We start from the raw sequence: 24064 nt of genomic DNA on the forward strand, positions 1-24064 counted from the left end.
AGAGGCCGATCATGCCAGCGTTCGTGACTTTTGGGCGGATCCTGTTCGCCGTGCTGTTCATCTACACGGGTGCGGCAAGACTGTTTGCCATGCAGGCGACCGTTGATTTCATCGCCGCCAAGGTCGTGGTGCCCGACATGATTGCGCCTTACGCCAAGCAGATCGAGACGGCGACGGCCATGACCACGCCGCAGTTGCTGGCGATCGCGGTTGGCGTGCTCGAGATCATCGCGGGGGTGATGATCGCGCTGAATTTCGGCGCGCGCTTCTTCGCGATGTTGATGATCATCTATGTCGCGGTCGCGACCTTCCTGTTCTACGACTTCTGGAACCAGGTGCCCCCTGACAACGGCAAGATGCTGGTCGACGCGCTCAAGAACCTGTCGATCATCGGCGCGCTGTTCATGATCATCGGCTACGGCCGCGCTACGCGTCCGGCCGAGGCGGCCTACGGGGACGTGTGACGGTCAAACCACTACGTCCTGCGCCACGGCGTGACAGTCACGTCATACGAGGCGTCGAGCAGATACGGCGCGCCCGGCTTCATCCCGTGTGAGGCCAGCACCTCCTGAGGCGTGCGCCCCGGTACTTCGACAAAACAGCCTTCGCCGCCGGGCAGCCGCAGATGCGGGGCTTCCGACAGCCAGAACGTGTCGTAGCGATCCATAAACATGTCGAACACGACGGGCCCGCCGATGATTGCGACGGTACCGGAAGCGACATCGGCGAAGGCGCAGGCGTCTTCGAAGCTGGCGTGATCCGGATTCCACAAGGTCGCGTTTGGCATCTCGGGATCGACGGTCAGAGCCTTGATCTTGCGGGTCAGGACCAGGCGCTTGCGCTTGGCTGAATTCGGCTGCTGCTCGTGCGAGTGACGGCCGTGCACGATCAGCGCCGCGCGCTCGAGCGCCTGCTCGAAGAACAGCTTGTCGCCTTCGAACTTCAGGCTATCGGGCATGACATGGTCAGCGTCCGCGAGCATGCCGTCCGCGGAGACGATGACGTAGCCTTCGATCCGAAAGGACAATGGCGCGGCTATTCGGAGACCGTCGTCACGACGCTGTTGACCGGCCGGTTGCTCACCGTCGGCAGCTTGACGTCCTTGAGCAGCTCCTGGTCGTATTCCGGCAGCGTCGAGGCCGGGAACTTGGCGCGCATCGCCACCACCTTGTAACCGCCGGCCTTCAGGCGCTTGAGCAATTCAGGCAGCGCTTCCGCAGTGTGCTTCTGGAAGTCGTGCATCAGGATGATGCCCTTGCCCTTGCTGTCGAGCTTCTTCATGACGGTCTCGATCACCTTCTCGGGCTTCGAGGCCTTGAAGTCGAAGGAGTCGATGTCGCAGGAGAAGATCGCCGTGTTGCGGTTGCCGAGATAGGTGACCATCTCCGGCGGATGCTGGAGCGCCGGGAAGCGGAAGAAAGGCGAGGGCGAAATGCCGCCGAGCGCCCATTTCACCGCGGAAAGGCCCTTCTCGATCTCTTCCTTGCGCTGCGCTTCCGTGAGCTTCTTGTTGTTGAGGTTGGCGTGCGACCAGGTGTGGGTGCCCACGGTATGGCCGGCCGCGTAGACCTGCTTGAGGATCTCCGGCTCGTAGGTCGCGTGCTTGCCGATGGAGAAGAAGATGCCGGTGGTGCACTCGTCGGCGAGCGCCTTCAGCACGGCGGGCGTGTTCTTGGGCCAGGGGCCGTCGTCGAAGGTGAGCACCACCTCGTGGTCGCGCAGGAAATCGAGCTCCTTGAAATGCTCGAAGCCGAAGCCGGGACCACCCGTGGTGTCGATCTCGACGGTGCGGGCGACTCCGAGCGCGCCCGGCGTGTTGCAGGCGGCGCGGGCGGGCTGCGGCGCCTGTTTAGGCGGGGGAGGATTGACGAAGCCCGCCGGCGCGGCGGCTGCTGCAGGAGCGGGTGCGGGAGCTGCAGCGGGCGCAGCCGCAGCCGGTGTTGCCGCCGGTGCGGCCTGCGTCGCGGCAGCGGGCTTTGCAGCCGGGGCCTGCGACCATGCCGCGCCCGTCATCGCCAGAGACATCGCGCTTGCCAATATCAGTCCTGCCGCCACACGCATGGTGTTGTCCTCGAGATTGATCCCGTTGTTCCGCCGCGGCTTTTCGCCTCCGGCAAAACCATCCTGCCCCTAACGATCCTAGCCTAGATGGTGGGCCCTCGCCATTGCAACGGCTGTTTGGCGCGCTAGCCCAATTGTGCCCAACCGGGTTGGGAACGCGTGGCGTCAAGTGTCGGCCAGTGCCTTCGCGATCGCCGTCTTGACCCGCGTGTCGGCCGGCTCGACCGTAGATGCAAAGACATCGGCGATATAACCGTCCCGGCCGGTCAGATATTTGTGGAAGTTCCAGCGAGGAACTTCTCGCGGGCGCGCCTCTGCCGCCCATTTGTAGAACGGATGCGCCTTCGCACCTACCACGACGGCCTTGGCCGCGATCGGGAAGGTAACGCCGTATTGGTGGTGGACGGTTTCCGAGATCTCGCTGGTGCCGCCGGGCTCCTGTCCGCCGAAGTCGTTGGAGGGTACGCCAATGACGGTGAGGCCGCGTTCGCGAAACTCGCCCCAGATGTCTTGCAGGCCGGCATATTGCGGCGTGTAACCGCAGAGCGAAGCGGTGTTGACCACCAGCAGCGCTCGGCCGGTGAATGCCGCAAGGCGGATGTCTTCGCCTGATAAGGCCGGGAAAGAGAAGGCGTAGGCGGAGATTCGGCTCATGCCGCCATCCGCCAGTGCACGCGTCGCCGGTGTCAGCGTGCCTGCAAAGGCGGCGATGAGCATGTTCCTGCGGTTCATCATGACGGCGTCCCCCGAAATGATCCGGGGCGCATGTTACCCCGCCGCTGTGAGCGGCCTCGTCAACACCGCGTTATCTGCCGCGATGAAGCGCACTAGTACAGGCGGACAATGAAATCGGTGCCTTCGCCAGTCTCGCCCTGGTTGATGCCCTGGTCGGAGACGATGATCGAGCCGCCTGACGTCAGCATTTCGTTGATCTTCGCGATCGTGTCGGCCGGGATCGAGACGCGGTCGAGGGCCTCGGACGGGCTATCCGGCGTGACCACAGGCTTTGCGGCGACGGGAATCACGGCCGCGCCACGCTGGCGGCCCGTCATGCGGCCGTCATCTTCCCGCGCGGCAGAGCGGACGGACACTGGCAAGGACACCACCGACCAATGCAGCGCATTGGAATCGGCCTTGTCGACCTCGGCGGTGAAGACATGCGTGCCGAGCGGCCGATCGCTCGCGGCGATCGTGACAGGCACGTCGAACAGTGGCGCAAAGTTCTGCCGCACGTAGAGCTTGGAATCCTTGCGGCTGATGAAGACCGCGATCTGGCCCGCTCGCTTGGGCGCTTCAGGTTTTGCCGCGGGCGCCGGATCGGCAATACGGGTTTCGTCCTTCTTGACGTCGGGCGTGGCCGCCTGCGCTTGCGCTATGGCCGGCGCATCGGACGTCTTCGCGGGCTCGGACTTCACGGTTTCGGACTTTGCGGGTTCGGACTTCGGCGTCTCCGCGGCCTCGACAGGCTTCGCTTCAGTGTTCGCGGGCTGCACGGCGTCTCCGGGCTGGGGCTTGGCCGCGTCCGCCGTTTCTGCAGTCTTGGTCTCGGGCCTTGCCGTTGTCTCGGTCTGGTCGTCCGATGCCGCGGCCTCCTCGCGGGCCGGGGCATATCCGGTGGTCACATCCGACATCACGGTGTGGCCGACCGACGAGCGCAGCTCGAGCACGCCGTCCGCGCTGGCGGTCTTCGTTTCAACAGGCTTTGCTTCGGTGGCCGTGGTATTTGCCGCGCCTTTGTCGGCCTTGTCGCCGGCATTGGTCTGCGGCTCCAGGCTGGCCGCGGGTTGCGGCGGCACGCGTACCGAGGCAAGCAGCGGATGCGAGAAGTTCTGCGGCGACATCTGGCCGGGCGAAACGATCACGCGCGCGCCCATTCTGGTCCAGTTCCACATCTTCACCGCGAACGCCATCGGCATGCGGATGCAGCCGTGCGAGGCCGGATAGCCCGGCAGCACGCCGGCGTGCATGGCAACGCCCGACCACGTGATCCGCTGCATGTACGGCATCGGCGCGCCGCTATAGATGTTGGAGTGGTGAAATTTGTGCTTCTGGATGACGCTGAACACACCCATCGGCGTCGAATGGCCCTTCATGCCCGTCGACACCGGGGATTCCGCGAACACGCCGTTGGTGTCGTAGACCGTGACCTTCTGCCGATCGATCGAGACGACGATGACGAGAGGACCTTGCGGTTTCGTGCCGGCTTCCTTTTCGGCAACAAGGTCTTTCTTGCCGGCCGTAGCGCGCTTCTGCGGCTTCTGGCGCGGGACGTCGGGATGGCGCTCCTGGCGGCCATAGGACCCGTCGGAATAATCCGTCCAGTAATAAAACGCCGCGTCCGCTTGGCTCGCCGTGCCGATCGCACCCGCCGCCGTCAAAACGGCGACCTGCCAAAATCGCGCCGGTTTGGCAGAAAAACCAGACCCGTTCACGCTGTTCATCATCGAATCCATAATCCAAATCAGATGTTAGTCTCTCAGAGGGGATACGCGTTCACCAGCACGGCGGTTCTGCGATCAGCCTAATTTTGTCCAAAGAGTAGCAAAAAAGCCTCACGGAGCGGTAAACGGCGGCCGTGTCAGCTTGCCGGTCGTCTTCCTGATCGGTCGCCCGATGCCTACATTGCTGGGACTTGTTACCGGAGAACTTCATGTCATCTCGTTTCCCCAGTCTTTCCAGCATCCGCTTGAAAGGCCTCGCTTTATTCCTCCTGGCGCTGACCGGGCCGGCAGCGTCCGCCTTCGCCGCGGACGAGCCGGATTTGATCTTCCGCCGCTCGACCGTGTTCAAATGGATGAGCCCGAACGACAAGCTTGCGACCTACGGCCTCGACGATCCTGAAGTCGAGGGCGTGGCCTGTCATTTCACGGTGCCGGAGAAGGGCGGCTTCAAGGGCTGGCTGGGCCTTGCCGAGGAGGTCTCGGACATTTCGCTCGCCTGCCGTCAGATCGGCCCGATCAAGTTCAAGAACAAGATGGAGCAAGGCGACGACATGTTCCGCCAGCGACGGTCGCTGTTCTTCAAGAAAATGCAGATCGTGCGCGGCTGTGACGCCAAGCGCAACGTGCTGGTCTACATGGTCTATTCGGACAGGCTGATCGAGGGTTCACCGAAGAACTCGACCTCGACCGTGCCGGTCATGCCGTGGGGCCCGGCGGACGCGAACGTCCAGAAGTGTGGAGAGTTCTTCACTCAGTGACGCGCTTGCGTTCACTCAGTGAGGGGTTTGCGTTCACAGTGACGCTCTTGCGTTCACTCGATGATGTCAGCGCGGCTGGCGCGCGGTTTTGCAAGATGCGAACCGGTCAGCCGCACGAATGATTGCGGCGTGGCCTCAAAGCCACGGCTCGATTGCAGCGCCATTTCGCCGGGGGAATTGGCGCTGCTGCGAACAGGCCGTTGCTCCCGGCGGTCCGTTCGTTGGTCCGCATCGCGCGCCGTTGCGCGATTCTGCGCCGTCATGATGGCCGTTCCTCACATGAACGCGCTCGGCGATGCCCGGGCGTCTCGGTCTCGATAGCTTGGGTCGCAGTCGAAACGTCCTCGGTTCGACAGGACCCAGCCTTCGTTCGGCTTCTCTTCAGCAGAAAAACGTAAAACGCATGTGAAGGGTGTGAGGCGGGATCATGACGGCGCCAGCGTTCCGGCGCGCATCCGAACTCGCCCGGAACCTGCCAGGCCACATTGGGTAGGCGCACGACCCATCTGAAAAGATTGAGATTTTCCGTCGAATATGTCGTCGCCCCGAACCGGACGAAACAATTCTCACGGAGATGAAACCATTTTCCGGCTTTGGCGCATCACGCGCGAAACCGCCCATGGTTATCAACCTCACAACGACGACGGCGCACGCCGGCCACCGAATTCGGAAGAGAACTCCATGCGCACGCTCAGCCTCATCCTTGCTTTCGCTTTCGTGCTCGCCGGCTCCTCGTTCGCAGGCTCGCCGGACGGAAATGTCCCCGGTATCGGCACTTTCCAGTATAGCGGTTCGCCGATCATGACCCCGGCGCCCCAGCCGATCGTGGTTGCCGCGCGCTTCTGATCGCCAACAAGAAAAATCAGCCGATAAAGGCCATCATGCTTGCTCGTATCTGCGCCGCGGCGTTCATATCCCTTCTGACGATCAGTGCCGTTCAGGCGCAGGTGCGCTCTCCCTCCAGATTACCAGATCCCCGTACCGAGTTCGTGAGGCAATGCGCGCCGCGGATGCTCGGGCGGTGGGAGCATCCGGAAGAGGTTTGCGGCTGTCTGCACGATCATGCTGCCGCCGTCGTCGAGGATCGCGATCTCCGCGAGGCCCTGCTGCGCGGCATCAGCGAGACCGGGGTGCCGACGATCGAGACCGACTGGGTGCCGGCCGCAAAGCAGACCGAAATCGGCCCGACCTTCACCAAGATCGCCAAGCCGACCCTGCAATGCATGTTCGATCCGGCGAAATAGCGCTCATCGCTTCGATTTCGGGCCAAACCGCGACACGCAGGTGCTGGTCCGTGCGACGCCCTTGTCGGTCATCTTGGCGCCGCGCACTTCCTTGACCTGTCCGGCGGGACAAGTTCCGTCGTCGACTTGCACGCGCTGGCCGAGCTTGAGATCGACGATGTCCTGCTCGCGCCCGACCGAGCCTGCGCGCGCCGTCGCGGCGAGCGCGATGAAGATCAGGAGCGAGAGGCAAGTCGCGCGGCGTAGCAGCATGGTGTGAGCTCCCGGCATGGATGCCGCAATGTAGGGAGCGGCAGCCGATTCTCATAGTGAACGTTCGTCATGCCCGCCGGGCCGGCTTGCGCCGCGCACGCAAGGCCGCTCGCGATTCCCGCGCGAGCCGCTCGGCGGATGCCACGAGATTCGGAATCGCGTGGCCGGAAAATCCCAGCACGAAACCGGGCAGTGGACGTGAGCGTGAATACGTGTCGGCCAACAGCCAGCCTTCGGCGCCGGCGGCCTGCTTGGCGTCTGCCGCCACCAGCAGATCGACCGAGGGATCGAACCGGGCGACAAGGTGCAGACCCTGCGATGGGACCGGCACCGACAGCACGCCGTCGGATGCGGCTTCGAGCGTCCCAGCCAGCGCGTCGCGCGCCTCGCGGTAAAGCTTGCGCACGCGCTTCAGGTTCGCTGCGAAGGCGCCGGAATTGAGCATGTCGGCCACCGCGCCCTCCATCAGTGTGCCGGGAAAGCGGTCGAGGGCGGCCCGCGCGGCGGTGACATCCGCGATCAAGCGCTCGGGCAGGGCGCAATAGCCAATGCGCAGACCTGGAAACAACGTCTTGGCGAACGTGCCCATGTAGATCACACGCTGGAGGTGATCGATGCCGGCCAGCGACATCAGCGGAGCGCCGTCGTAGCGGAATTCGCTGTCGTAATCGTCTTCCAGCACGAAGGCGCCGGCTTGCCTGGCCCAGTCCAGCAGCTCGAGCCGCCGCGGCATCGACATCTGCACACCCAGCGGAAACTGGTGCGACGGCGTCACATAGGCTGCGCGCGCGGACGGCCCCGCTGCGCGGCCTCTGGCGACCCGCATGCCGTGCGCGTCGACGGGAACGGACACGGCGCGATAGCCGCAATGCGCGATGGTTCTGCGCGCAGCGGGGTAGCCTGGATCCTCGCACCAGACCTGGTCGTTGGGCTTCAGGATCGCGCTCAGCACGATGCGCAGCGCGTGCAGCGTGCCTGACGTCAGCATGATCTGATCGGGATCGCAGCGCAGGCCCCGCGCCGACAACAGATGATCGGCGATCGCCGCACGCAGCTCGCGGCTGCCACGGGGATCGCCATAGTGCAGATGCTCCGCGCCGAAGGCGCGCATGCGACGGCCGACAAAGGCGCGGAAACGCTGCACGGCGCGCGCGTCGATATGGGTGCAGCCGAGCGAAAACGCGCCTTGCCCCGGCGTTTCGACGCTGATCTTCGGCCGCTTCGGCTCGGCCGCGCGCGCGGGGATGCGCGCGGCGACGAACGTGCCGGAGCCGACGGTTGCGTCGGCAAAGCCGTCGGCGATCAGCCGCTCATAGGCGGTGACGACGGCATTGCGGCGAAAGCCGGTCTGTTTGGCCAGCGTGCGCGACGGCGGCAGCGGCTCGCCGGGTTTCACCAGACCGCCGACGATCATCTCGCACAGTGCCTGATACAGCCGGTGCGCCGACGAGGCGCCAGCCGTGATGTGCGGTCCCGCGAGGTCGAGCGGCAGCTCGGCCTTGGCCGGCGAGGGGACAGAATTGGTCGGAATTTTTCGCATGGAATTGGCACTATCGCAGACCAAATCCGCGGCTACAACTGCCCTGGAAGTGTTCCAATCCGACAGGAGCGGCCGTGAGCCAGACCGAGAACCAAAATTCCTATCCGACATCTGCGCGCAACCAGGTGAAGCGCCGTCACGATCGCGGCTTCTACGATTACGACACCGTTCATCGCATCCTGGATTCCTCGATGCTCTGCCACGTCTCCTACGCGATCGACGGCCAACCCTATTGCACGCCGACCTTTTTCTGGCGCGAAGGGACGAAGCTGTATTGGCACGGCTCGAGCGCCAGCCGCATGCTGCGCAACCAGACCCGGGGCGAGCGTGTGTGCCTGACGGTCGCCCATCTCGACAGCCTGGTGCTGGCGCGATGTGGGTTCAATCACTCGGCCGACTACCGCGCCGTGATGGCGTTCGGCACCGCCTATCTCGTCACCGATCCCGAGGAGAAAGAACGCGCGGTCATCGCGATGGTCGACCGCTTCTTCCCGGATCGCACTGCGAGCCTGCGGGCGAGCAACACACAGGAGATCAAGGCGACCTCCTTCATCGCGATGGAAATCGAGGAAGCCTCCGCGAAGATCCGCGCCAAGGGCGTCGCCGACGACGAGGAGGACTATGAATTGCCGATCTATGCCGAGCGCATCCCGGTGCGCACGGTGATTGGCGCGCCAGAACCTTGCCCGCGGCTGCTCGACGGCGTGAGCAGGCCGGCGACGCTGAATGGCTATTCGGAGGGCCGGCCGCTCGAAGATGCATTGCGGGATGCCTATTTTGCAGAGTACCCGAACGGCTGAAATCGGCTAGCTTGCGCTCCATCGATGATCTCAATGCCCGATTGGAGTTGCCTGATGAATGCCGAAACGCAGCAGAGGATTCTTGACGCCGTCGATGCCGGCTTCGAAGCCCAGCTCGCGACCACACGCGATTTCGTCGCGATCCCCTCGACCCGCGGTGCGGAGGGGCCATGCCAGGACATGATCGGCGACCTCCTGCGCGCGCGCGGCTACGAGGTCGACGACTGGCACATCAATGTCGACGACCTCAAGGATCTGCGCGGCTTCGGTCCCATCGAGCATGATTTTTCGAAGGCGCGCACTGTGGTCGGCACGTACCGGCCCAAAACTGAGGCGGGCAAATCGCTGATCCTGCAGGGCCATTGTGACGTGGTGCCCGCGGGGCCGCTGGAATTGTGGGACACCCCGCCGTTCTCGCCCGTCATCAAGGACGGCAAGATGTTCGGTCGCGGTGCCTGCGACATGAAGTCGGGCACCATCGCAGCGCTCTCCGCGCTCGATGCGATCAAGGCCGCGGGCCTCAGGCCGACGGCGCGGATTCACTTCCAGTCCGTGATCGAGGAGGAGAGCACCGGCGTCGGCGCGCTCTCGACGCTTCAACGGGGCTATCGTGCGGATGCTTGCTTCATTCCTGAGCCGACCGGCGGCAAGATGGTGCGCTCGCAGGTTGGCGTGATCTGGTTCCGCCTGCGCGTGAAGGGCCATCCGACCCATGTCGCCTTCGCCGGCTCCGGCGCGAACGCAATCATGGCGGCCTATCATTTGATCCAGGCGCTGCAAAAACTCGAGATCGAGTGGAACGAGCGCGCGAAAGCCGATCGTCACTTCAAGACGCTGAACCATCCCATCAACTTCAACCCCGGCATCATCAAGGGCGGCGACTGGGCCTCCAGCGTGCCGGCCTGGTGCGACGTCGATTGCCGGATTGCCGTGTTGCCGGGCTGGTCGATCGCCGATCACCAGAAGGAGATCATGGCCTGCGTTGCTGCTGCCGCGCGCAACCACCGCTTCCTCGCCAACAATCCGCCGGAGGTCGAATGGTCGGGCTTTTTGTCGGAAGGCTATGAGCTGACCGAGGCCGCCGCGCCTGAGGCGGCGTTCGGCAAGGCCTTCAGCACCGTTTATGGCGGCCAGATCGAAGACCTCGTCTTCACCGCGCTCACCGACACCCGCTTCTACGGCCTCAATCACGGTATCCCGAGCCTGTGTTTCGGCGCGAGTGGCGGCGAGATGCACGGCTTCAATGAGTATGTCGATCTGGACTCGCTGAAGAAGACGACCAAGGCGATGGCGCTGTTCATTGCGGATTGGTGCGGGGTCGAGAAGGGGTAGCGACAGGCTCGGCTCTCTCGGCCGTCATTGCGAGCGCAGCGAAGCAATCCAGTATCCCCCGCCGGGGCAGTCTGGATTGCTTCGTCGCTACGCTCCTCGCAATGACGAAACAAATATCCTGCCGGTCCGCTGCCCAATCCACCGGCGTTCCAAAATCCTTTAAGCTTAAAATAAAGACTAGGATGCCGCCCGCGCCGGTGGCAGACTAACGCCCGGTCCGCAGGACGAGTCCGAGGAAGCAACGATGCGCGATTGGGATGACGCTTACGCCAATTCGGCCCATATCCCGGGCTCGGACAAGATACCGGCGCTGTGGGCGGAGCGGGCGGCGGCTTATCGGGCCGGGCTGAAGGAGTTTCGCGCCGACATCGCCTATGGCTCCGGCGAGCGCCAGCGCCTCGACCTCGTCTTGCCCGACGGCGACAGCAAGGGCCTCGTTGTGTTCGTCCACGGCGGCTACTGGATGCGCTTCGACAAATCGACATGGACTGATCTCGCCGAAGGCGCGCGCCATCATGGCTGGGCGGTGGCAATGCCAAGCTACACGCTGACGCCGGCCGCGCGCATCTCCGACATTACGGCGGAAATCACCGCAGCGATCGCCAAGGCGGCCGCGCTGGTCGCGGGGCCGATCCGGCTCGCCGGCCATTCCGCGGGCGGTCATCTCGTCACGCGCATGCTGTGCGATGATAGCCGGCTCGATCCCGCCGTCTTCAACCGCATCGCTGGGACGCTGTCCATCAGCGGCCTGCATGATCTGCGTCCGCTGCTCAAGACCAGGATGAACGACACCCTGCGCATGACGATGGAGGAGGCGACGCTGGAAAGCGCCGCGCTGCATCTACCGCGCGGGCCTTCGCCCGTGACCGCCTGGGTCGGCGGCAACGAGCGGCCCGAATTCATCCGCCAGTCCGATCTGATGGCCAATGTCTGGACTGGATTCGACGTGCCGACGCGTCTTGTCGTCGATCCCGGACTGAACCATTTCACCGTGATCGACGCTCTCAAGGATCCGTCGTCGCCAATTACCGCGCGCCTGATCGGCCTCGACTGACCAGGCCTCAAAGATCGATCGAAAGGGCCTGCCATGACGTCCAGCCAATACGATCCCGCAAGCGAAGGCGCCGAGACCGATTTCGCACGGCGCATGTCCTATGGCAGCTATCTGGCGCTGGACGCGATCCTCGGCGCGCAGCATCCGCTGTCGGAAGCGCATGACGAGATGCTGTTCATCATCCAGCATCAGACCACCGAACTGTGGATGCGGCTCGCCATCCACGAGCTCAGCGCCGCACGCCGTTCGATCGCGAAGGATGAGGTGCAGCCTGCGATGAAGATGCTGGCACGGATGTCGCGTATCTTCGAGCAGCTCAACGGCGCCTGGGACGTGCTGCGCACCATGACGCCCAGCGAGTATACGCGCTTCCGCTCGCAGCTTGGCCAGTCCTCAGGCTTCCAGTCGCGGCAATACCGGTTGATCGAATTCCTGCTCGGCAACCGCAACCACGCCATGCTCAAGCCGCACGCGCACGATCTGGGAACCACGCAGCTGCTCGAAGCCGAGCTCGCGACGCCGAGCCTCTATGACGAGGTGCTGCGGCTCGCCGACCGCAACGGGCTCAAGATGCCCGCGGCGGTGCTGGCGCGCGATGTTCGCGAGACCCATAGCTTCAACGAAGGTGTGCTGCAGGCCTGGCGTATCGTCTACGAAGCGCCGGAAACGCACTGGATGCTCTACGAGCTGGCCGAAAAGCTGGTTGATTTCGAGGATTATTTCCGGCGCTGGCGCTTCAACCATGTGACGACGGTCGAGCGCGTCATCGGCTTCAAGCGCGGCACCGGCGGCACCGGCGGCGTGAGCTACCTCAAGCGCATGCTGGAGGTCGAGCTGTTTCCCGAGCTCTGGCGCGTGCGCACGATCCTGTAGAGATTTTCATGACCAAGCTTCGCGTTTACGACGACACCAAAGCGCTGTTCCATATGCCCGACGGTGTGATCTATCTCGACGGCAATTCGCTCGGGGCGTTGCCGCTTGGCGTTGCCGAGCGCGTCAGCCGCGTCATCATCGCCGAGTGGGGCGATGAGTTGATCCGCGCGTGGAATACGGCGGGCTGGTATGCCCAGCCGCGCCATGTCGGCGACCGCATCGCGCGACTGATCGGTGCGGAAGCCGGCTCTGTCATGGTCGGAGATACGCTGTCGCTCAAGGTCTATCAGGCGCTCGCCGCCGCGCTGGACATGAACGCATCGCGCAAAATCGTTCTGTCGGACACCGGCAACTTTCCGACCGACCTCTACATGGCTGAAGGCCTGATCGCGACGCTTGGACGTGGCCATCAATTGCGCCTGGTGGCGCCGGAGGAGATCGAGTCTTCGTTGTCGGAGGAGATCGCGGTGCTCTATATCACCGAGGTCGATTACCGCACCGGACGACGCCACGATATGGCGAAGCTGACTGCGAGAGCGCATGCGCTCGGCATCGTCACGGTGTGGGACCTCGCGCATTCGGCCGGGGCGCTGCCGGTTGACCTTGCAGGCACCGGCGCTGATTTCGCCGCCGGATGCACCTACAAATACATCAACGCCGGCCCCGGCGCGCCGGCCTTCCTCTACGTCGCGCCGCGCCACGCCGACAGCGTGCGCGCCGCTTTGTCGGGGTGGATGGGACACGCAAAGCCGTTCGCGTTCGAGCTTGCCTATGCGGCCGCCGGCGGTGTCGAGCGCATGCGCGTCGGAACACCGCCGGTGCTGGCAATGGCGGCGCTGGAGGCCTCGCTCGACATTTGGGACCGCGTCGATATCGCGGAGGTCCGGGCGCGTTCGTTGGCGCTCGGCGATCTCCTGATTGCAGAGGTCGAGCGCCGCTGTCCGTCCTTGAAGCTTGTTACGCCGCGCACCCGTGAGCGCCGCGGCTCTCAGGTCTCCTTCGCTTTCGACGGCGGCTACGCCGCGATGCAGGCCCTCATCGCCAGTGGCGTCATCGGCGATTTCCGCGCGCCTGACATCATGAGGTTTGGCATCACACCGCTCTATATCGGCGAGAGCGAGATCCTGCGGGCAGCCGAGTTCATCGAGGAGGTGATCGCGGGCGAGATTTGGCGGCGGCCGGAGTATCAGGTGGTGAATGCGGTGACGTGAGATACGACGGCTGTCTCCCGTCATTGCGAGCGCGGCGAAGCAATCCAGAAATATATCAGCGGAAAGATTCTCGAATTGCTTCGCTGCGCTCGCACTGATGACCTCGGACGTCATTGCTTTGTCGCGCAGAGCAATTCACCCTGTGAGCAGAATGATTTGGGAGGAGATCCGATGACGCCGCTCGAAAAACTTAAAGCGATGAAGATGCCGTTTGCCGAACTCAAGGGCGTCGAGTTCGTCGAGGCCGGGAAAGATCGCGTGGTGGCGCGGATGACGGTCAGGCCCGATCTCTGCACGCTTCATCACACCATTCACGGCGGCGCGGTGATGGCGCTGGCCGATTCCGTCGGCGCGGCGGCCACCGTGATCAATCTGCCGGAGGACGCAAAGGGCACGACCACGCTCGAGAGCAAGACCAATTTCATCGGCGGGGCCAAGGAGGGAACCACGGTGGTCGCGACCGCCACCCCAATCCACAGAGGCCGGCGCACCCAGGTTTGGACCACCCGGCTGGAGACCGAGGACGGCAAGCTGGTCGCGGTGGTGACGCAGACCCAACTGGTCCTCGTATGAATACGGGGGCTTGATTTTATTAACGAATTAGTCGCCTCCAATGCCCGAAACTTGGGCAGGTTCCCGTCTTGAAAAGTTTGTTGCGATGCACAATATTGGAGGCCTAGGGATTCGAACGCCTCCTCGAGGGACACCAAGAGGAGTTTTGACTTGTCACTCGCAGCAGATTTTGGACTTGAAGTAACCAGCCGCCCGAAGTCCGTTCAGGGCTACGTGCGCACCTTGAGCCAGCAGGAAGAATTGCCGCTTTTGCGCGATCATCTGCTGAGGCTCGATGCCGAAAGCCGGCACGATCGCTTCAACGGTTTTCTCGACGACAGTTTTATCGAGCGTTACGCAGCCCGCTGTGCCGAGGACGGCACCGTGATCGTCGCCTATATCGTGGATGGCGTGGTCCGCGGGGCGGCCGAGCTGCATCCGCCCGAGGGCGATTCGTTGCCCGAGGTCGCCTTCAGCGTCGAAGCCTCGGCGCGGCGCCAGAACGTCGGCACTGTGCTGTTCAGCCGCCTGATCGCGGAAGCGCGCTGGAAAGGCTACAAGCGCCTGCGCATTACCACCGGCGCCGAGAATCACGCGATGCGCGCGCTCGCCAGGAAGTTTGGGGCGCATCTGCAATTCCGTCACGGCGAATCGACCGGTACGATCGATCTCGCCAAGGCGCCTGAGGACGAGCTCGCTGATCTTGCGGCCTCGCCATTCACAGCCGGCCGCGCTCTGATCAGCTTCAACTCGACCTGCTGGAAGATCATTTCCAGCATCTACGGTAATCGCGCCGCCTGACCTGAAAAAGCCGACTGGAATCAAAAAAGCGGACCGGCAAAACCGGTCCGCTTTTGTATTGGATATAAGGGAACTAAGCGCTCAGGTGCCGGTGCGCTTGTCGTTGCCGAAGCGGCGCACGACACGGCGTTCGACCACCACCGAGCGCTGCGCGCCCTGTTCGCCGGCGATCACGCGCGTCGAGGTGATGCGGCTGTTGGTGCGAACCTGTTTCTTGACCTCGGCCTGGACGACATCGAGCGGCATACCCATCAGGGCTGCGGCGATCTCGGCCTGCTGCTCCTGATCATCGGTGATGCCGACGGCAGCGAAGATCGCCTCGTCCAGGGTCGGCGGATCGTGGCGCACGCGCCGCGTGCCATATTTGGTATTCCAGTCTGCGTTCATAACGGCCTCGTTTCGATGCCGGGATACCTAGTGCCGTCTATGTTGCATTGCAATATGAAATCGGTGCGGCATCTCAGCTATGCACCGGTTGGGTGTCAGGGTGGTGACGCGACACCGGCAACATCCGCAACCCGCTGCTGTGGCCAGCGTTTCAGCGCCGCGTGGCCCGCTTCCGTCAGCCCGTAGATTCCCCGCTCGGTGCGTTCGAACCAGCCATACACATTGTTAAGCATGATCTTGCCGGCATCGGGACAGCGGTGGCGCAATTCGCTCACCTTCCGCGGGCCTGCTGCAAGCTCCGAGGCGCAGGCCAACGCCTGCTGCCGATAGGCCGTCATGATCGGCGCGCGCGTGCTGCCGCCCAGCACCGGATCGCCTTGGCGGCGCTGATGCTCTGCGACCAAGCGGGAACGGACCTTCGGCTCGCGGCGTGGCGCTGCCGTCGGCGGTTTCACCAGCACCTCGACCTGGCCCCTGTCGGTCACCCCGAGCATGCCGAAGCCGAGGCGGCGACAGAGATTGCGGTAGCGTGCGTCGGTCTCGCGTCCCTTGCCGCGCACTGACATCTTTGCGGCAATCCAGACCTCGTCGCCGGCCGGTGCACGATCAACGGCCTGAAGGATCAGCTCGAGATTGAAGGTCAGCTTGAGCTCGCCAATCACCACCACCGGCGGATCGCCGGCGCTAAGGCCCACGAGATCGCAGCCGCCGATTTCGCCCTTGACCGTGAAGCCGAGCTCTTCGAGGAAGCGTTTTACGGGCAAATAGAGCGTGGTTTCCAAAGGAAGCTTCCGAGTGTCACGTCCGATCGGAGAATCAGTCTCGGCACTTTAGCCCGGAACGGACTTAGGGCTCTGAGCCATTTGACGGGGAACAGACGACCTGGGCGGGGGCATCGCACTCGCCGGCAAGCAGAGCATCCGTTTCAGAGGCAATCTCCCGCTGTTGGTGCCGGATTGACGCCTTTAGCCTATGAGACGATCGTAGTCTGCGTGCGAGCCGATCCAGAACCAAACGCAGGCGCCGTCAGATTCGATAGCCAGGGCGCGGTAACGTAGGCCGACTCTGGCGGACCAAAATCGACCGACCCGTTTGAACTGAAGCGAAGGATGAGTGGGGTCGTTCTTCAGCAGCTTGAAATTGGCATCGGCGAGCCGCCGAACATTGACGGGCAAGGCCTCATAAGCCTTCCAGAATCTCGTGGAAGCGGTGTGCTTCACAAGTCGCGCGTTTGGGCGGCGCGATAATCGCTCAGCGCTTCCTCGGCAAATTGATCGAGCTTACCCGCCTTGATGTCCTGCTCCAGGACATGATCGAAGCGTCGTGCATCGAACTGCTCGAACCAGGCGCGAAACCGCACCAATTCGTCAGGCGTAAGCCGTTCGATCGCTCGTTCGATATCTTCAGTTGTCATTGTTCAAATATAGCAGCCCGATGGGCCCGGGAAAAGATGCGTGGCCACCAACGCTACACCCGCCCGCCGACCGGGATCAGCGCGCCGGTGACGCCGCTGGCGGCATCGCTGGCGAGGAACAGGATGACTTCGGCGAGCTCCTGCGGTGTCACCCATTTGGCAAAGTCGGCCTTCGGCATGTCGGCGCGGTTGGCCTTGGTATCGATGATCGAAGGCAGCACTGCGTTCACGGTCACCTTGCCTTTCCACTCGCTCGCCAACGCCTCGGTGAGGCGATGGACGCCGGCTTTCGACGCTGCGTAGGGGCCCATGCCGGAGCCGGCCTGAAGCGCGCCCATGGCGCCGATATTGACGATGCGGCCGGCCTTGGACGCGGCCAGATGCGGCAGCGCCGCGTGCGAGGCGTTGAGCGCCGTCAGCAAGTTGAGCGCATGCATGCGCTGCCATGTCTTGATGTCGCCGTCGCCGACGGTCTCGAAGGCGAATCCGCCGGCGATGTTGATCAGCCCATCGAGCTTGCCAAAGTGTTTTGCCGCCGCCTCGACCGCCGTCTTTGCTTGTGCTACGTCGGACAGATCGACGCCGCCGATCTCGATGCGCTCAGGCGTCGCGGAGATTTGCGATGGTGCATGGTCGATGCCGGCCACGCGCGCGCCGCGTGCCAGCGCGGTCTCGGCGACGACTTTTCCAAGTGCGCCGAGTGCTCCGGTTACGATCAGAACCTTGCCTTGCATCATCGTTCTCCCGGCACGACCGTATAAGTTTACGCCCGTTTATGATTGCAGATAGCGCGCCTTCAGCGCGGTCCGCTCCGCTGTGCCGAGCTTGAGACCGTCGCGCAAGTAGGTTTCGAGATCGCCATACTCGCGACCGACGGCCTCGAAAGCAGCGGCAAGATACGAGGCCTCGACGGTGCCGATCGCGTCGAGAACGTCGGCAGGAAGATCGGAGACGTTTGACGCGTCGCGCTTGTAGTGCAGGTTGGTCAAGAGGTAGTCCTCGGCAATGACGTGGTCGGCTACGCCGAGCGCATGAAGGATCAGCGCGCTGGCAAAGCCGGTGCGGTCCTTGCCGGCGGTGCAGTGAATGACGAGCGGCGCGCGGTCCTCCAGGAGATGCCCGAACAGCTTGCGAAAACTGGCCGTGTTGTGGCGGACATAGTTGCGATAGGATTCGCGCATGAGTTCGAGCGCGACCGGCGCGGTCAGCCTGCCCCTGGCGAGCTCGGCGCGCAGCGCAGCCACGACCGTCGGCTCGATCGGCAGTGAATGCACGGCGATCTCGTTGACCACGCAGACACCCGCCGCGCGCTCCTCGACGCCGCGAAAATCGAAGGCGCTGCGCACGCCGAGCGCGCGGACGATCTCGACATCGGCGGCAGTGAGCTGGCCGAGATGGTTGGAGCGGAAGATGTGCCGCCAGCGCGTGGTACGGCCATCTGCGGTCGGATAGCCGCCGAGGTCGCGAAAATTACTGGCGCCCTGCAGGGCGAGATGGCGGGCAGGGGAGTCTTTCATGGAGGTGTCTTGTCAGGCATCTGAAACGGTCGGTGACGGCTGTGGGACCACATGATCCTGTAATCAAGTCCGGAATCAAAAAGGGCCGAAACTTCGTTGTTTCGACCCTTTTTCAATCTGACGCCGGACGCTTGAGAGAGCGCGGCGGTACTGAACCGAACGCAGGCATCAGCGATCCCATTTCGGCTTGGCTTCATCGACTGCTTCCTGATGGTACCAGCTGCCGCTGCAAATCGTCTCGTTCACGGGGAGCGAGGCGTGGTTGGCGGGAAGGCGGGTCTCACCGTTGCGGCGCCCCCCGAGAGCCGAGCGGCCCCCGACAGGGAATTGGTAGATCTGTGCAGATCCGTGACTCAGTCCATTGTTCATCATTGCGGTATCTCCCGAGATCGCAGCGCTGGGCCTCCATGGTGCGCCCGACTCGTTGGCTTGTGGTTACTGGAATCCCCATATCGGCCGTGCATTCCGAAATGCAAAGTGCTGAAAAGGAAATCAGCCTTGGCCTATTTTGTAGGCAGACTGCATTCTGCTTCCTCTAAGGCAGCGGTCGGGTGGCTAACGCGTGGGCCGTTGCGAAGGTTGCGGGCGGCGGGCGCAGACTTGGCGAATATTGCCGGACGTTGATGCGCGTTTAGTCGGCAACCTCAGGCCCGGGCCTGCCTGCTCCAGAATCGGGCGTTTTCCGCAGGGTTTTTGCGGTGCAGCTTCACGCAAAGGTGCGCCGCTATGACGCACGGCTCACTCGCCGATCCGCCGGGATGGAGAGGAGGCCGGCCGCGGTGGAAAACCTCCCGCGCTGCGGCCTTTTGGCACGTTAAATGCTTGGAAAGGGTCGGCCGATGTTGGCCGGGTAAACAATCGTGCGGGGGCCTGCGGCCCCCACCTTTCGCATCATCTACAGAGAGGCTCAATGACCAAGTATAAGCTCGAGTACATCTGGCTCGACGGATATACGCCGACTCCGAACTTGCGCGGCAAAACTCAGATCAAGGAATTCGCGTCGTTCCCGACGCTCGAGCAGCTTCCGCTCTGGGGCTTCGATGGCTCCTCCACCCAGCAGGCTGAAGGCCACAGCTCCGATTGCGTGCTGAAGCCGGTCGCGGTGTTCCCGGATGGCGCCCGCACCAACGGCGTGCTCGTGATGTGCGAAGTCATGATGCCCGACGGCAAGACCCCGCACTCGACCAACAAGCGCGCCACCATCCTCGACGATTCCGGCGCCTGGTTCGGCTTCGAGCAGGAATACTTCTTCTACAAGGACGGCCGTCCGCTCGGCTTCCCGGCCTCCGGCTATCCGGCCCCGCAGGGTCCGTACTACACCGGCGTCGGCTTCTCGAACGTCGGCGACGTCGCCCGCAAGATCGTCGAAGAGCATCTCGACCTCTGCCTGGCTGCCGGCATCAACCATGAAGGCATCAACGCGGAAGTCGCGAAGGGCCAGTGGGAATTCCAGATCTTCGGCAAAGGCTCCAAGAAGGCCGCTGACGAAATGTGGATGGCCCGCTACCTGATGCTGCGCCTGACCGAGAAGTACGGCATCGACATCGAGTTCCACTGCAAGCCGCTCGGCGACACCGACTGGAACGGCTCCGGCATGCACGCCAACTTCTCGACCGAGTACATGCGTACGGTCGGCGGCAAGGAGTACTTCGAGGCGCTGATGGCGGCCTTCGACAAGAACCTGATGGACCACATCGCCGTCTACGGCCCGGACAACGACAAGCGTCTGACCGGCAAGCACGAGACCGCGCCCTGGAACAAGTTCAGCTACGGCATTGCCGATCGCGGTGCTTCGATCCGCGTGCCGCACTCCTTCGTCAACAACGGTTACAAGGGCTATCTGGAAGACCGTCGTCCGAATTCGCAGGGCGACCCATACCAGATCGCTTCGCAGATCCTGAAGACGATCGCCTCCGTGCCGGCCGACAAGAAGGCCGCCGCCTAAGATCCTCCCGGCCCGGGCTGGGGGGCTGGCCCGGGTTGGACTTCGATCCGCCGAAGCCGAAAGGCTTCGGCGGATTTTTCATTCTGATGACAGCCGGTGCGGAGACCCCTCGGACCTCATGGCGCGAAACTTGTCCATCGCCGCCGAAAGCGGGATAGAGTGCGTCTGGATGCGCGCAGGGCCAGGGACGGCTGGTGTTTGAAGGCTTCTACAAGGTGAGATTTCAGCTCGGCGACGCCGTTGGCCGGAGCGTGATGCATGCCGGCAACGGCAAGATGCTCGGCGGCAATTCGGCCTTCGCCCATATCGGCACCTACGCCAAGACCGAAGCCGGGGTCGACATCGTGATCAACACCGTCCGCCACAACCCCGATCCGAACTATCGCGCCATGGCCGGCACTGACGATGCGACCCTGCTTGCCAAGGGCTGGGCCGACGGCGATCTCTATCGCTGCAAGGGCGAGCTCAAGGAGCTGCCCGGCGTACCCTTTCAGTCGTTGATGACACCCATCACCGAAGACGAGATGCCGATCGCCGGCGGCGTCGGCGAGGCCGGCATCGCTGACGGGCTCTACTCGGTGCATCTGCGCATGCTCGACGGCGTCGACGGCGGTCTCACCGGCGTGATGCTGCTCAACAAGGGCCGCATCCTCGGCGGCGATGCATCGTTCTATTATCTCGGCAGCTACACCGCCGCCAACGGGCGCTGGAAGGGCCAGATCCTCAACCAGGAGCACACGCCGGCTAAGGACGATCCGATCTTCGGCGGCCACGAGGTCGGCATCGGCTTCTCCGGCAGTTATGACGTCGAGCAGGCGGTGCTGGAGGCAACGGCGCTTGCCGGCAAGCGCAGCCTGCGCCTGACCGCCGCGCTCAAGCTGATGCATCGCGCCTGATCGCCACGGGAATCGCTGATGGAAAAAATTCGCGTGCTTTCGACGCTCGGCCTGATGGGCGCGATGCGCAGCCTGTCCTCCGCATACGAGACCGCGACCGGCGTCCACATCGATGCCGATTTCGCGCCGACTCTGGCGCTGCTCAAACGACTGCGCGACGGCGAGGCCGCCGATCTCGTGATCCTTACCCGCGAGGGGCTCGACGAGATGATCGGCGAGGGCCGCGTCGTCTCAGGGAACGCGGCCGATCTCGCGCGTTCCTTCGTCGGCATCGCGGTGCGGGCAGGGCAAGCACATCCCGACATCGCCACGGAAACCGCACTGCGCAACACGCTGCTCGCGGCGCGGTCCCTGGCCTATTCGCGGCTGGGTGCGAGCGGGGTCTATTTCGCTCGGTTGATCGCGCAGATGGGGATCGCGGCAGAGATCAACGCCAAGACCACCATCGTCGAGCAGGGCTTTACCGCAGAGCGGCTCGTGAGCGGCGAGGCTGACCTCGCCGTGCAGCAGATCAGCGAGCTGAAGCAGGTCGAGGGCATCGAGGTGGTCGGCCCGATTCCGCACGATCTGCAAACGCCGGCCGTGTTCTCCGCTGGCCGGATGACAAACGCCGAGCACGCCGACGCCGCGGATCGGCTTCTGCGCTATCTGGCGTCGCCCGAGGTCGTCCCCGTGCTGCGCCGATCGGGACTCGAGCCTTGAATTTGCCGGGACGACGACGCAACCTGGCGTCCATGCGGATTTTCCTCGTTGCCATCCTTTTCACGCTTGCGGCGCCGTTATCTGCGCATGCGCAATCGGCCGATCTCGTCCTGTGCGACCGCGTCGCCGCCGATCCCAGTGATCCCGACAAGCCAGCCGATATGAGGGGCGTGACGGAGATTGCGGCCGCCGACGTTGCGACCGCCATCAAGTTCTGCAAGCAGGCTGCGCCCTCGTCGCGGCGCGCGATGTTCGCGCTCGGCCGCGCCTATGCGGCCAACCGGCAGACGGCGGACGCGATGGCTGCCTGGCGCAAGGCCGCCGACAAGGGATCGAGTGCGGCGATGGTCGAGCTCGGTGTGGCCTACGGCACCGGCTCCGGCGTCGCCAGGGATGAAGCGCAGGCGCGCAAATTGTTCGAGAAGGCGGCGCAGGCCGGCAATCCCCGCGGCATCAGCAATCTCGCCGCGCTCGGCGGCACCGGCGGTGCCACGCCGGCCGATCCCGCACAGGCGCGCGCATTGCTCGGCAAGGCCGCCGAGACCAACGCGGAGGCGCAGTACCAGCTCGGCATGATGCTCTCCGAAGGCACGGGCGGGGCGAAGGACGACGCCGCGGCACGCGCGCTGTTCGAGAAGGCGGCGGCGCAAAACCATCCCGGCGCGCTGGAGCGGATGGGGGCCTTCGCACAGGAGGGCCGCGGCGGGCCAAAGGACAAGGACGCCGCGAAATCCTATTACGAGCGCGCCGCGGCGCTCGGCGACGAGGATGCCAAGCAGGCGTTGGAGCGGCTGCGCTGTCCCTATGCGATCAAGGACAAGCAGGGCAAGCTCGTCACCACGCTGTGCTTCTAAAAGCGCGGTGAACGCGCTTTAGAGTTATTTGCGAGCATGATCTTTCCGGAAAACCGCTGCGCACCTTTCCGGATCATGTTTCGTCCGCCGCCGATGGCCGTGACTGCTCCATGCCCGCTTTGTCGCGTGCTTGTGTCGACGGGTTCGAATGCGTCAGGAACCAGCCCGGACACGGTCCGTTGAATCCTCGACAAGCAGGAGGCGCAACCATGATCCGCAAGCTCGCATCCGGCGAATATCGGCTGTATTCGCGCAAAGTGAATCCCAAGACCGGCAAGCGCCGCAACCTCGGCACGTTCAGGAGCCGCGCGGCGGCCGAGAAGCATGAGCGCGAGGTGCAGTATTTCAAGCGTCACTAGCGCCTGAGGAAGGCCGTTCACCACCGGCCAAACAAAAAAGGCGAAAAACAACCCCATGCACAGTAGCCAAGTGGTTGAAATCACAGGCCTGCAAATGGTGTGAAATCGCCATCTGCGGAAACGCCGAAATCGATTGCGCCGTCGGGCAAAACAGGCGCATGATGGCATCATGGCAGGTGTGGCTCCGCGAATGGCCCTGCGCGAAAAAGCCCGATGGCCTTGGTGCGACGGCGGTGCTAGGTAGCGCGTGCTTTCCTTCTGATATTTCCGGGTCAATTGCGTTGCTGGACGGGCTCTACAAGGTTGAATACGGCGTCAACGATGCCTTCGGCCGCAGCATCATGTGCATGCATGACGGCAAGCTGCTGGGCGGTAATTCGGCCTTCGCGCATCTCGGGAGCTATGTCGAGCGCGACGGCGAGATCATCGCCGAAGTCATCACCGAACGGCATAACGACGATCCCAACTACAAGCCGCTGATGGGGGCTGATGTCGCCGTGATCGGCGCGCGCGGCCGGCTCGTCGGCAACCAGATCCGTCTTGCGGGCAGCGCGGATACGATGCCGGGCGCTGGTTTCTGGGCCAATCTCACGCGGCTCGATGACGAGGGATTGCCGCCGCAGGGGACGATCGGTCCGGGCGGGGTCGTGAACGGGCTCTATGCGATCCATCTGCGCGCGCTCGACGGCGTCGACGCCGGGCTCTCCGGCGTCATGCTGCTGATCGACGGCCGCATCTTGGGCGGCGATGCGTTCTTCTACTATCTCGGCTCCTATTCCTCGGCCGACGGCCGCTGGAAGGGCGAGATGCTCAACCAGGAGCATACGCCGGCGAAAGGCGAGAACCCCGTGTTCGGCGGCTACGAGGTCGGCATCGGCTTCTCCGGAACCTGCACGGCGGACAGCGGTGAGCTCGAAGGCATCGCGCTGGCCGGCAAGCGCAGCCTGCGGCTGGCGGCCTCGCTTAAACTGATGCGGCGAGCGTAGGGCGGTTACTTAGAGATCTGGGATGTCCGCTCGAGGGTAAAGCAGGCCTGACGTCCAACTCGCGGCGATGTCGGCTGTTGACCCG

Annotated in this window: 31 protein-coding genes; 17 read left to right on the forward strand and 14 right to left on the reverse strand. The window is 63.7% G+C overall.

What is annotated here, in order from left to right:
- The first annotated feature begins 11 nt into the window (after positions 1–11).
- Positions 12–464: a DoxX family protein gene (locus AC0L3A_RS02085; protein WP_219684776.1), complete on the forward strand. Its 453-nt coding sequence runs from the start codon at positions 12–14 to the stop codon at positions 462–464.
- A gap of 11 nt (positions 465–475) precedes the next feature.
- Here AC0L3A_RS02085 and AC0L3A_RS02090 read toward each other — a convergent pair whose 3' ends face one another.
- The 4 genes from AC0L3A_RS02090 to AC0L3A_RS02105 all read right to left on the reverse strand — a co-directional run bounded on the left by AC0L3A_RS02090 (position 476) and on the right by AC0L3A_RS02105 (position 4502).
- Positions 476–1027, reverse strand: a complete 552-nt coding sequence (locus tag AC0L3A_RS02090) for a dihydrofolate reductase (protein WP_473253521.1) — start codon at positions 1025–1027, stop codon at positions 476–478.
- Positions 1028–1035: 8 nt separating this feature from the next.
- A complete protein-coding gene (locus AC0L3A_RS02095) occupies positions 1036–2061 on the reverse strand; it encodes a polysaccharide deacetylase family protein (protein WP_007591880.1) in 1026 nt (341 codons plus the stop codon).
- A 165-nt stretch (positions 2062–2226) separates the two neighbouring features.
- Positions 2227–2796, reverse strand: coding sequence for a glutathione peroxidase (locus tag AC0L3A_RS02100; RefSeq protein WP_473253522.1), 570 nt, complete (start codon positions 2794–2796; stop codon positions 2227–2229).
- 92 nt (positions 2797–2888) lie between these two features.
- Complete coding sequence (locus tag AC0L3A_RS02105) at positions 2889–4502, reverse strand: L,D-transpeptidase (protein ID WP_473253538.1); 1614 nt, start codon at positions 4500–4502, stop codon at positions 2889–2891.
- Between the two features lie 209 nt (positions 4503–4711).
- On the opposite strand from AC0L3A_RS02105, the gene AC0L3A_RS02110 reads away from it, so the two are divergent.
- The gene (locus AC0L3A_RS02110) at positions 4712–5260 is read left to right on the forward strand and encodes a CreA family protein (RefSeq protein WP_007591873.1); all 549 of its coding nucleotides are present in this window, start codon (positions 4712–4714) and stop codon (positions 5258–5260) included.
- 53 nt (positions 5261–5313) lie between these two features.
- Here AC0L3A_RS02110 and AC0L3A_RS02115 read toward each other — a convergent pair whose 3' ends face one another.
- Entirely contained in the window at positions 5314–5523 is a 210-nt protein-coding gene (locus tag AC0L3A_RS02115; protein ID WP_219684780.1) for a hypothetical protein, read from the reverse strand.
- 418 nt (positions 5524–5941) lie between these two features.
- Here AC0L3A_RS02115 and AC0L3A_RS02120 point away from each other — a divergent pair, with 418 nt between their 5' ends.
- A complete protein-coding gene (locus AC0L3A_RS02120; protein ID WP_007591870.1) occupies positions 5942–6106 on the forward strand; it encodes a hypothetical protein in 165 nt (54 codons plus the stop codon).
- Positions 6107–6141: 35 nt separating this feature from the next.
- A complete protein-coding gene (locus AC0L3A_RS02125; protein WP_007591868.1) occupies positions 6142–6504 on the forward strand; it encodes a hypothetical protein in 363 nt (120 codons plus the stop codon).
- Between the two features lie 3 nt (positions 6505–6507).
- Here AC0L3A_RS02125 and AC0L3A_RS02130 read toward each other — a convergent pair whose 3' ends face one another.
- Together AC0L3A_RS02130 and pdxR are read right to left on the reverse strand one after the other, a co-directional pair.
- The gene (locus AC0L3A_RS02130) at positions 6508–6756 is read right to left on the reverse strand and encodes a DUF6719 family protein (RefSeq protein ID WP_007591866.1); all 249 of its coding nucleotides are present in this window, start codon (positions 6754–6756) and stop codon (positions 6508–6510) included.
- Positions 6757–6823: 67 nt separating this feature from the next.
- The gene (pdxR, locus tag AC0L3A_RS02135) at positions 6824–8296 is read right to left on the reverse strand and encodes a MocR-like pyridoxine biosynthesis transcription factor PdxR (protein WP_473253523.1); all 1473 of its coding nucleotides are present in this window, start codon (positions 8294–8296) and stop codon (positions 6824–6826) included.
- Between the two features lie 74 nt (positions 8297–8370).
- Between pdxR and AC0L3A_RS02140 the strand changes: the two genes are divergently transcribed.
- The 7 genes from AC0L3A_RS02140 (at position 8371) to AC0L3A_RS02170 (ending at position 14919) form a co-directional block, all read left to right on the forward strand.
- Complete coding sequence (locus AC0L3A_RS02140) at positions 8371–9096, forward strand: pyridoxamine 5'-phosphate oxidase family protein (RefSeq protein WP_007591862.1); 726 nt, start codon at positions 8371–8373, stop codon at positions 9094–9096.
- Between the two features lie 54 nt (positions 9097–9150).
- Positions 9151–10428 (forward strand): ArgE/DapE family deacylase, encoded by a 1278-nt coding sequence (locus AC0L3A_RS02145; RefSeq protein WP_007591861.1) that lies wholly within the window; start codon positions 9151–9153, stop codon positions 10426–10428.
- Between the two features lie 244 nt (positions 10429–10672).
- On the forward strand, positions 10673–11482 hold the full coding sequence (locus AC0L3A_RS02150) for an alpha/beta hydrolase (protein ID WP_007591860.1): 810 nt from the start codon (positions 10673–10675) through the stop codon (positions 11480–11482).
- 33 nt (positions 11483–11515) lie between these two features.
- Positions 11516–12355, forward strand: a complete 840-nt coding sequence (gene kynA, locus AC0L3A_RS02155; protein ID WP_007591854.1) for a tryptophan 2,3-dioxygenase — start codon at positions 11516–11518, stop codon at positions 12353–12355.
- Between the two features lie 8 nt (positions 12356–12363).
- Entirely contained in the window at positions 12364–13566 is a 1203-nt protein-coding gene (gene kynU / locus AC0L3A_RS02160; protein ID WP_473253524.1) for a kynureninase, read from the forward strand.
- Between the two features lie 171 nt (positions 13567–13737).
- A complete protein-coding gene (locus AC0L3A_RS02165; RefSeq protein ID WP_007591846.1) occupies positions 13738–14139 on the forward strand; it encodes a PaaI family thioesterase in 402 nt (133 codons plus the stop codon).
- 150 nt (positions 14140–14289) lie between these two features.
- On the forward strand, positions 14290–14919 hold the full coding sequence (locus AC0L3A_RS02170; RefSeq protein WP_007591845.1) for a GNAT family N-acetyltransferase: 630 nt from the start codon (positions 14290–14292) through the stop codon (positions 14917–14919).
- Between the two features lie 81 nt (positions 14920–15000).
- On the opposite strand, the gene AC0L3A_RS02175 is transcribed toward AC0L3A_RS02170, so the two are convergent.
- From AC0L3A_RS02175 to AC0L3A_RS02205, 7 genes are all read right to left on the reverse strand, one after another.
- The gene (locus AC0L3A_RS02175) at positions 15001–15306 is read right to left on the reverse strand and encodes a hypothetical protein (protein ID WP_007591844.1); all 306 of its coding nucleotides are present in this window, start codon (positions 15304–15306) and stop codon (positions 15001–15003) included.
- A gap of 95 nt (positions 15307–15401) precedes the next feature.
- A complete protein-coding gene (locus AC0L3A_RS02180) occupies positions 15402–16088 on the reverse strand; it encodes a DUF2161 domain-containing phosphodiesterase (protein ID WP_473253525.1) in 687 nt (228 codons plus the stop codon).
- A gap of 183 nt (positions 16089–16271) precedes the next feature.
- Complete coding sequence (locus AC0L3A_RS02185) at positions 16272–16526, reverse strand: ParE family toxin-like protein (protein WP_007591841.1); 255 nt, start codon at positions 16524–16526, stop codon at positions 16272–16274.
- Complete coding sequence (locus AC0L3A_RS02190) at positions 16523–16720, reverse strand: hypothetical protein (RefSeq protein WP_473253526.1); 198 nt, start codon at positions 16718–16720, stop codon at positions 16523–16525. Before AC0L3A_RS02190 ends, AC0L3A_RS02185 begins: the two co-directional genes overlap by 4 nt.
- A 53-nt stretch (positions 16721–16773) precedes the next feature.
- A complete protein-coding gene (locus AC0L3A_RS02195; RefSeq protein ID WP_473253539.1) occupies positions 16774–17454 on the reverse strand; it encodes an SDR family oxidoreductase in 681 nt (226 codons plus the stop codon).
- A 39-nt stretch (positions 17455–17493) separates the two neighbouring features.
- A complete protein-coding gene (locus AC0L3A_RS02200) occupies positions 17494–18237 on the reverse strand; it encodes a tyrosine-protein phosphatase (RefSeq protein ID WP_473253527.1) in 744 nt (247 codons plus the stop codon).
- Between the two features lie 168 nt (positions 18238–18405).
- Positions 18406–18609, reverse strand: coding sequence for a DUF2735 domain-containing protein (locus AC0L3A_RS02205; RefSeq protein WP_007591835.1), 204 nt, complete (start codon positions 18607–18609; stop codon positions 18406–18408).
- 538 nt (positions 18610–19147) lie between these two features.
- Between AC0L3A_RS02205 and AC0L3A_RS02210 the strand changes: the two genes are divergently transcribed.
- From AC0L3A_RS02210 to AC0L3A_RS02235, 6 genes are all read left to right on the forward strand, one after another.
- A complete protein-coding gene (locus AC0L3A_RS02210) occupies positions 19148–20182 on the forward strand; it encodes a glutamine synthetase beta-grasp domain-containing protein (protein WP_007591833.1) in 1035 nt (344 codons plus the stop codon).
- 194 nt (positions 20183–20376) lie between these two features.
- Positions 20377–21078, forward strand: coding sequence for a GrlR family regulatory protein (locus AC0L3A_RS02215; protein ID WP_473253528.1), 702 nt, complete (start codon positions 20377–20379; stop codon positions 21076–21078).
- A gap of 18 nt (positions 21079–21096) precedes the next feature.
- Positions 21097–21780, forward strand: a complete 684-nt coding sequence (locus AC0L3A_RS02220; RefSeq protein ID WP_473253529.1) for a substrate-binding domain-containing protein — start codon at positions 21097–21099, stop codon at positions 21778–21780.
- Positions 21781–21812: 32 nt separating this feature from the next.
- Positions 21813–22634, forward strand: a complete 822-nt coding sequence (locus AC0L3A_RS02225) for a tetratricopeptide repeat protein (protein WP_473253530.1) — start codon at positions 21813–21815, stop codon at positions 22632–22634.
- A 209-nt stretch (positions 22635–22843) separates the two neighbouring features.
- The gene (locus AC0L3A_RS02230) at positions 22844–22993 is read left to right on the forward strand and encodes a hypothetical protein (RefSeq protein ID WP_007591825.1); all 150 of its coding nucleotides are present in this window, start codon (positions 22844–22846) and stop codon (positions 22991–22993) included.
- A 281-nt stretch (positions 22994–23274) separates the two neighbouring features.
- Positions 23275–23979, forward strand: a complete 705-nt coding sequence (locus tag AC0L3A_RS02235; protein WP_219683546.1) for a hypothetical protein — start codon at positions 23275–23277, stop codon at positions 23977–23979.
- Positions 23980–24064 lie beyond the last annotated feature (85 nt).

The organism is Bradyrhizobium sp. MI1.3 (assembly GCF_055811695.1).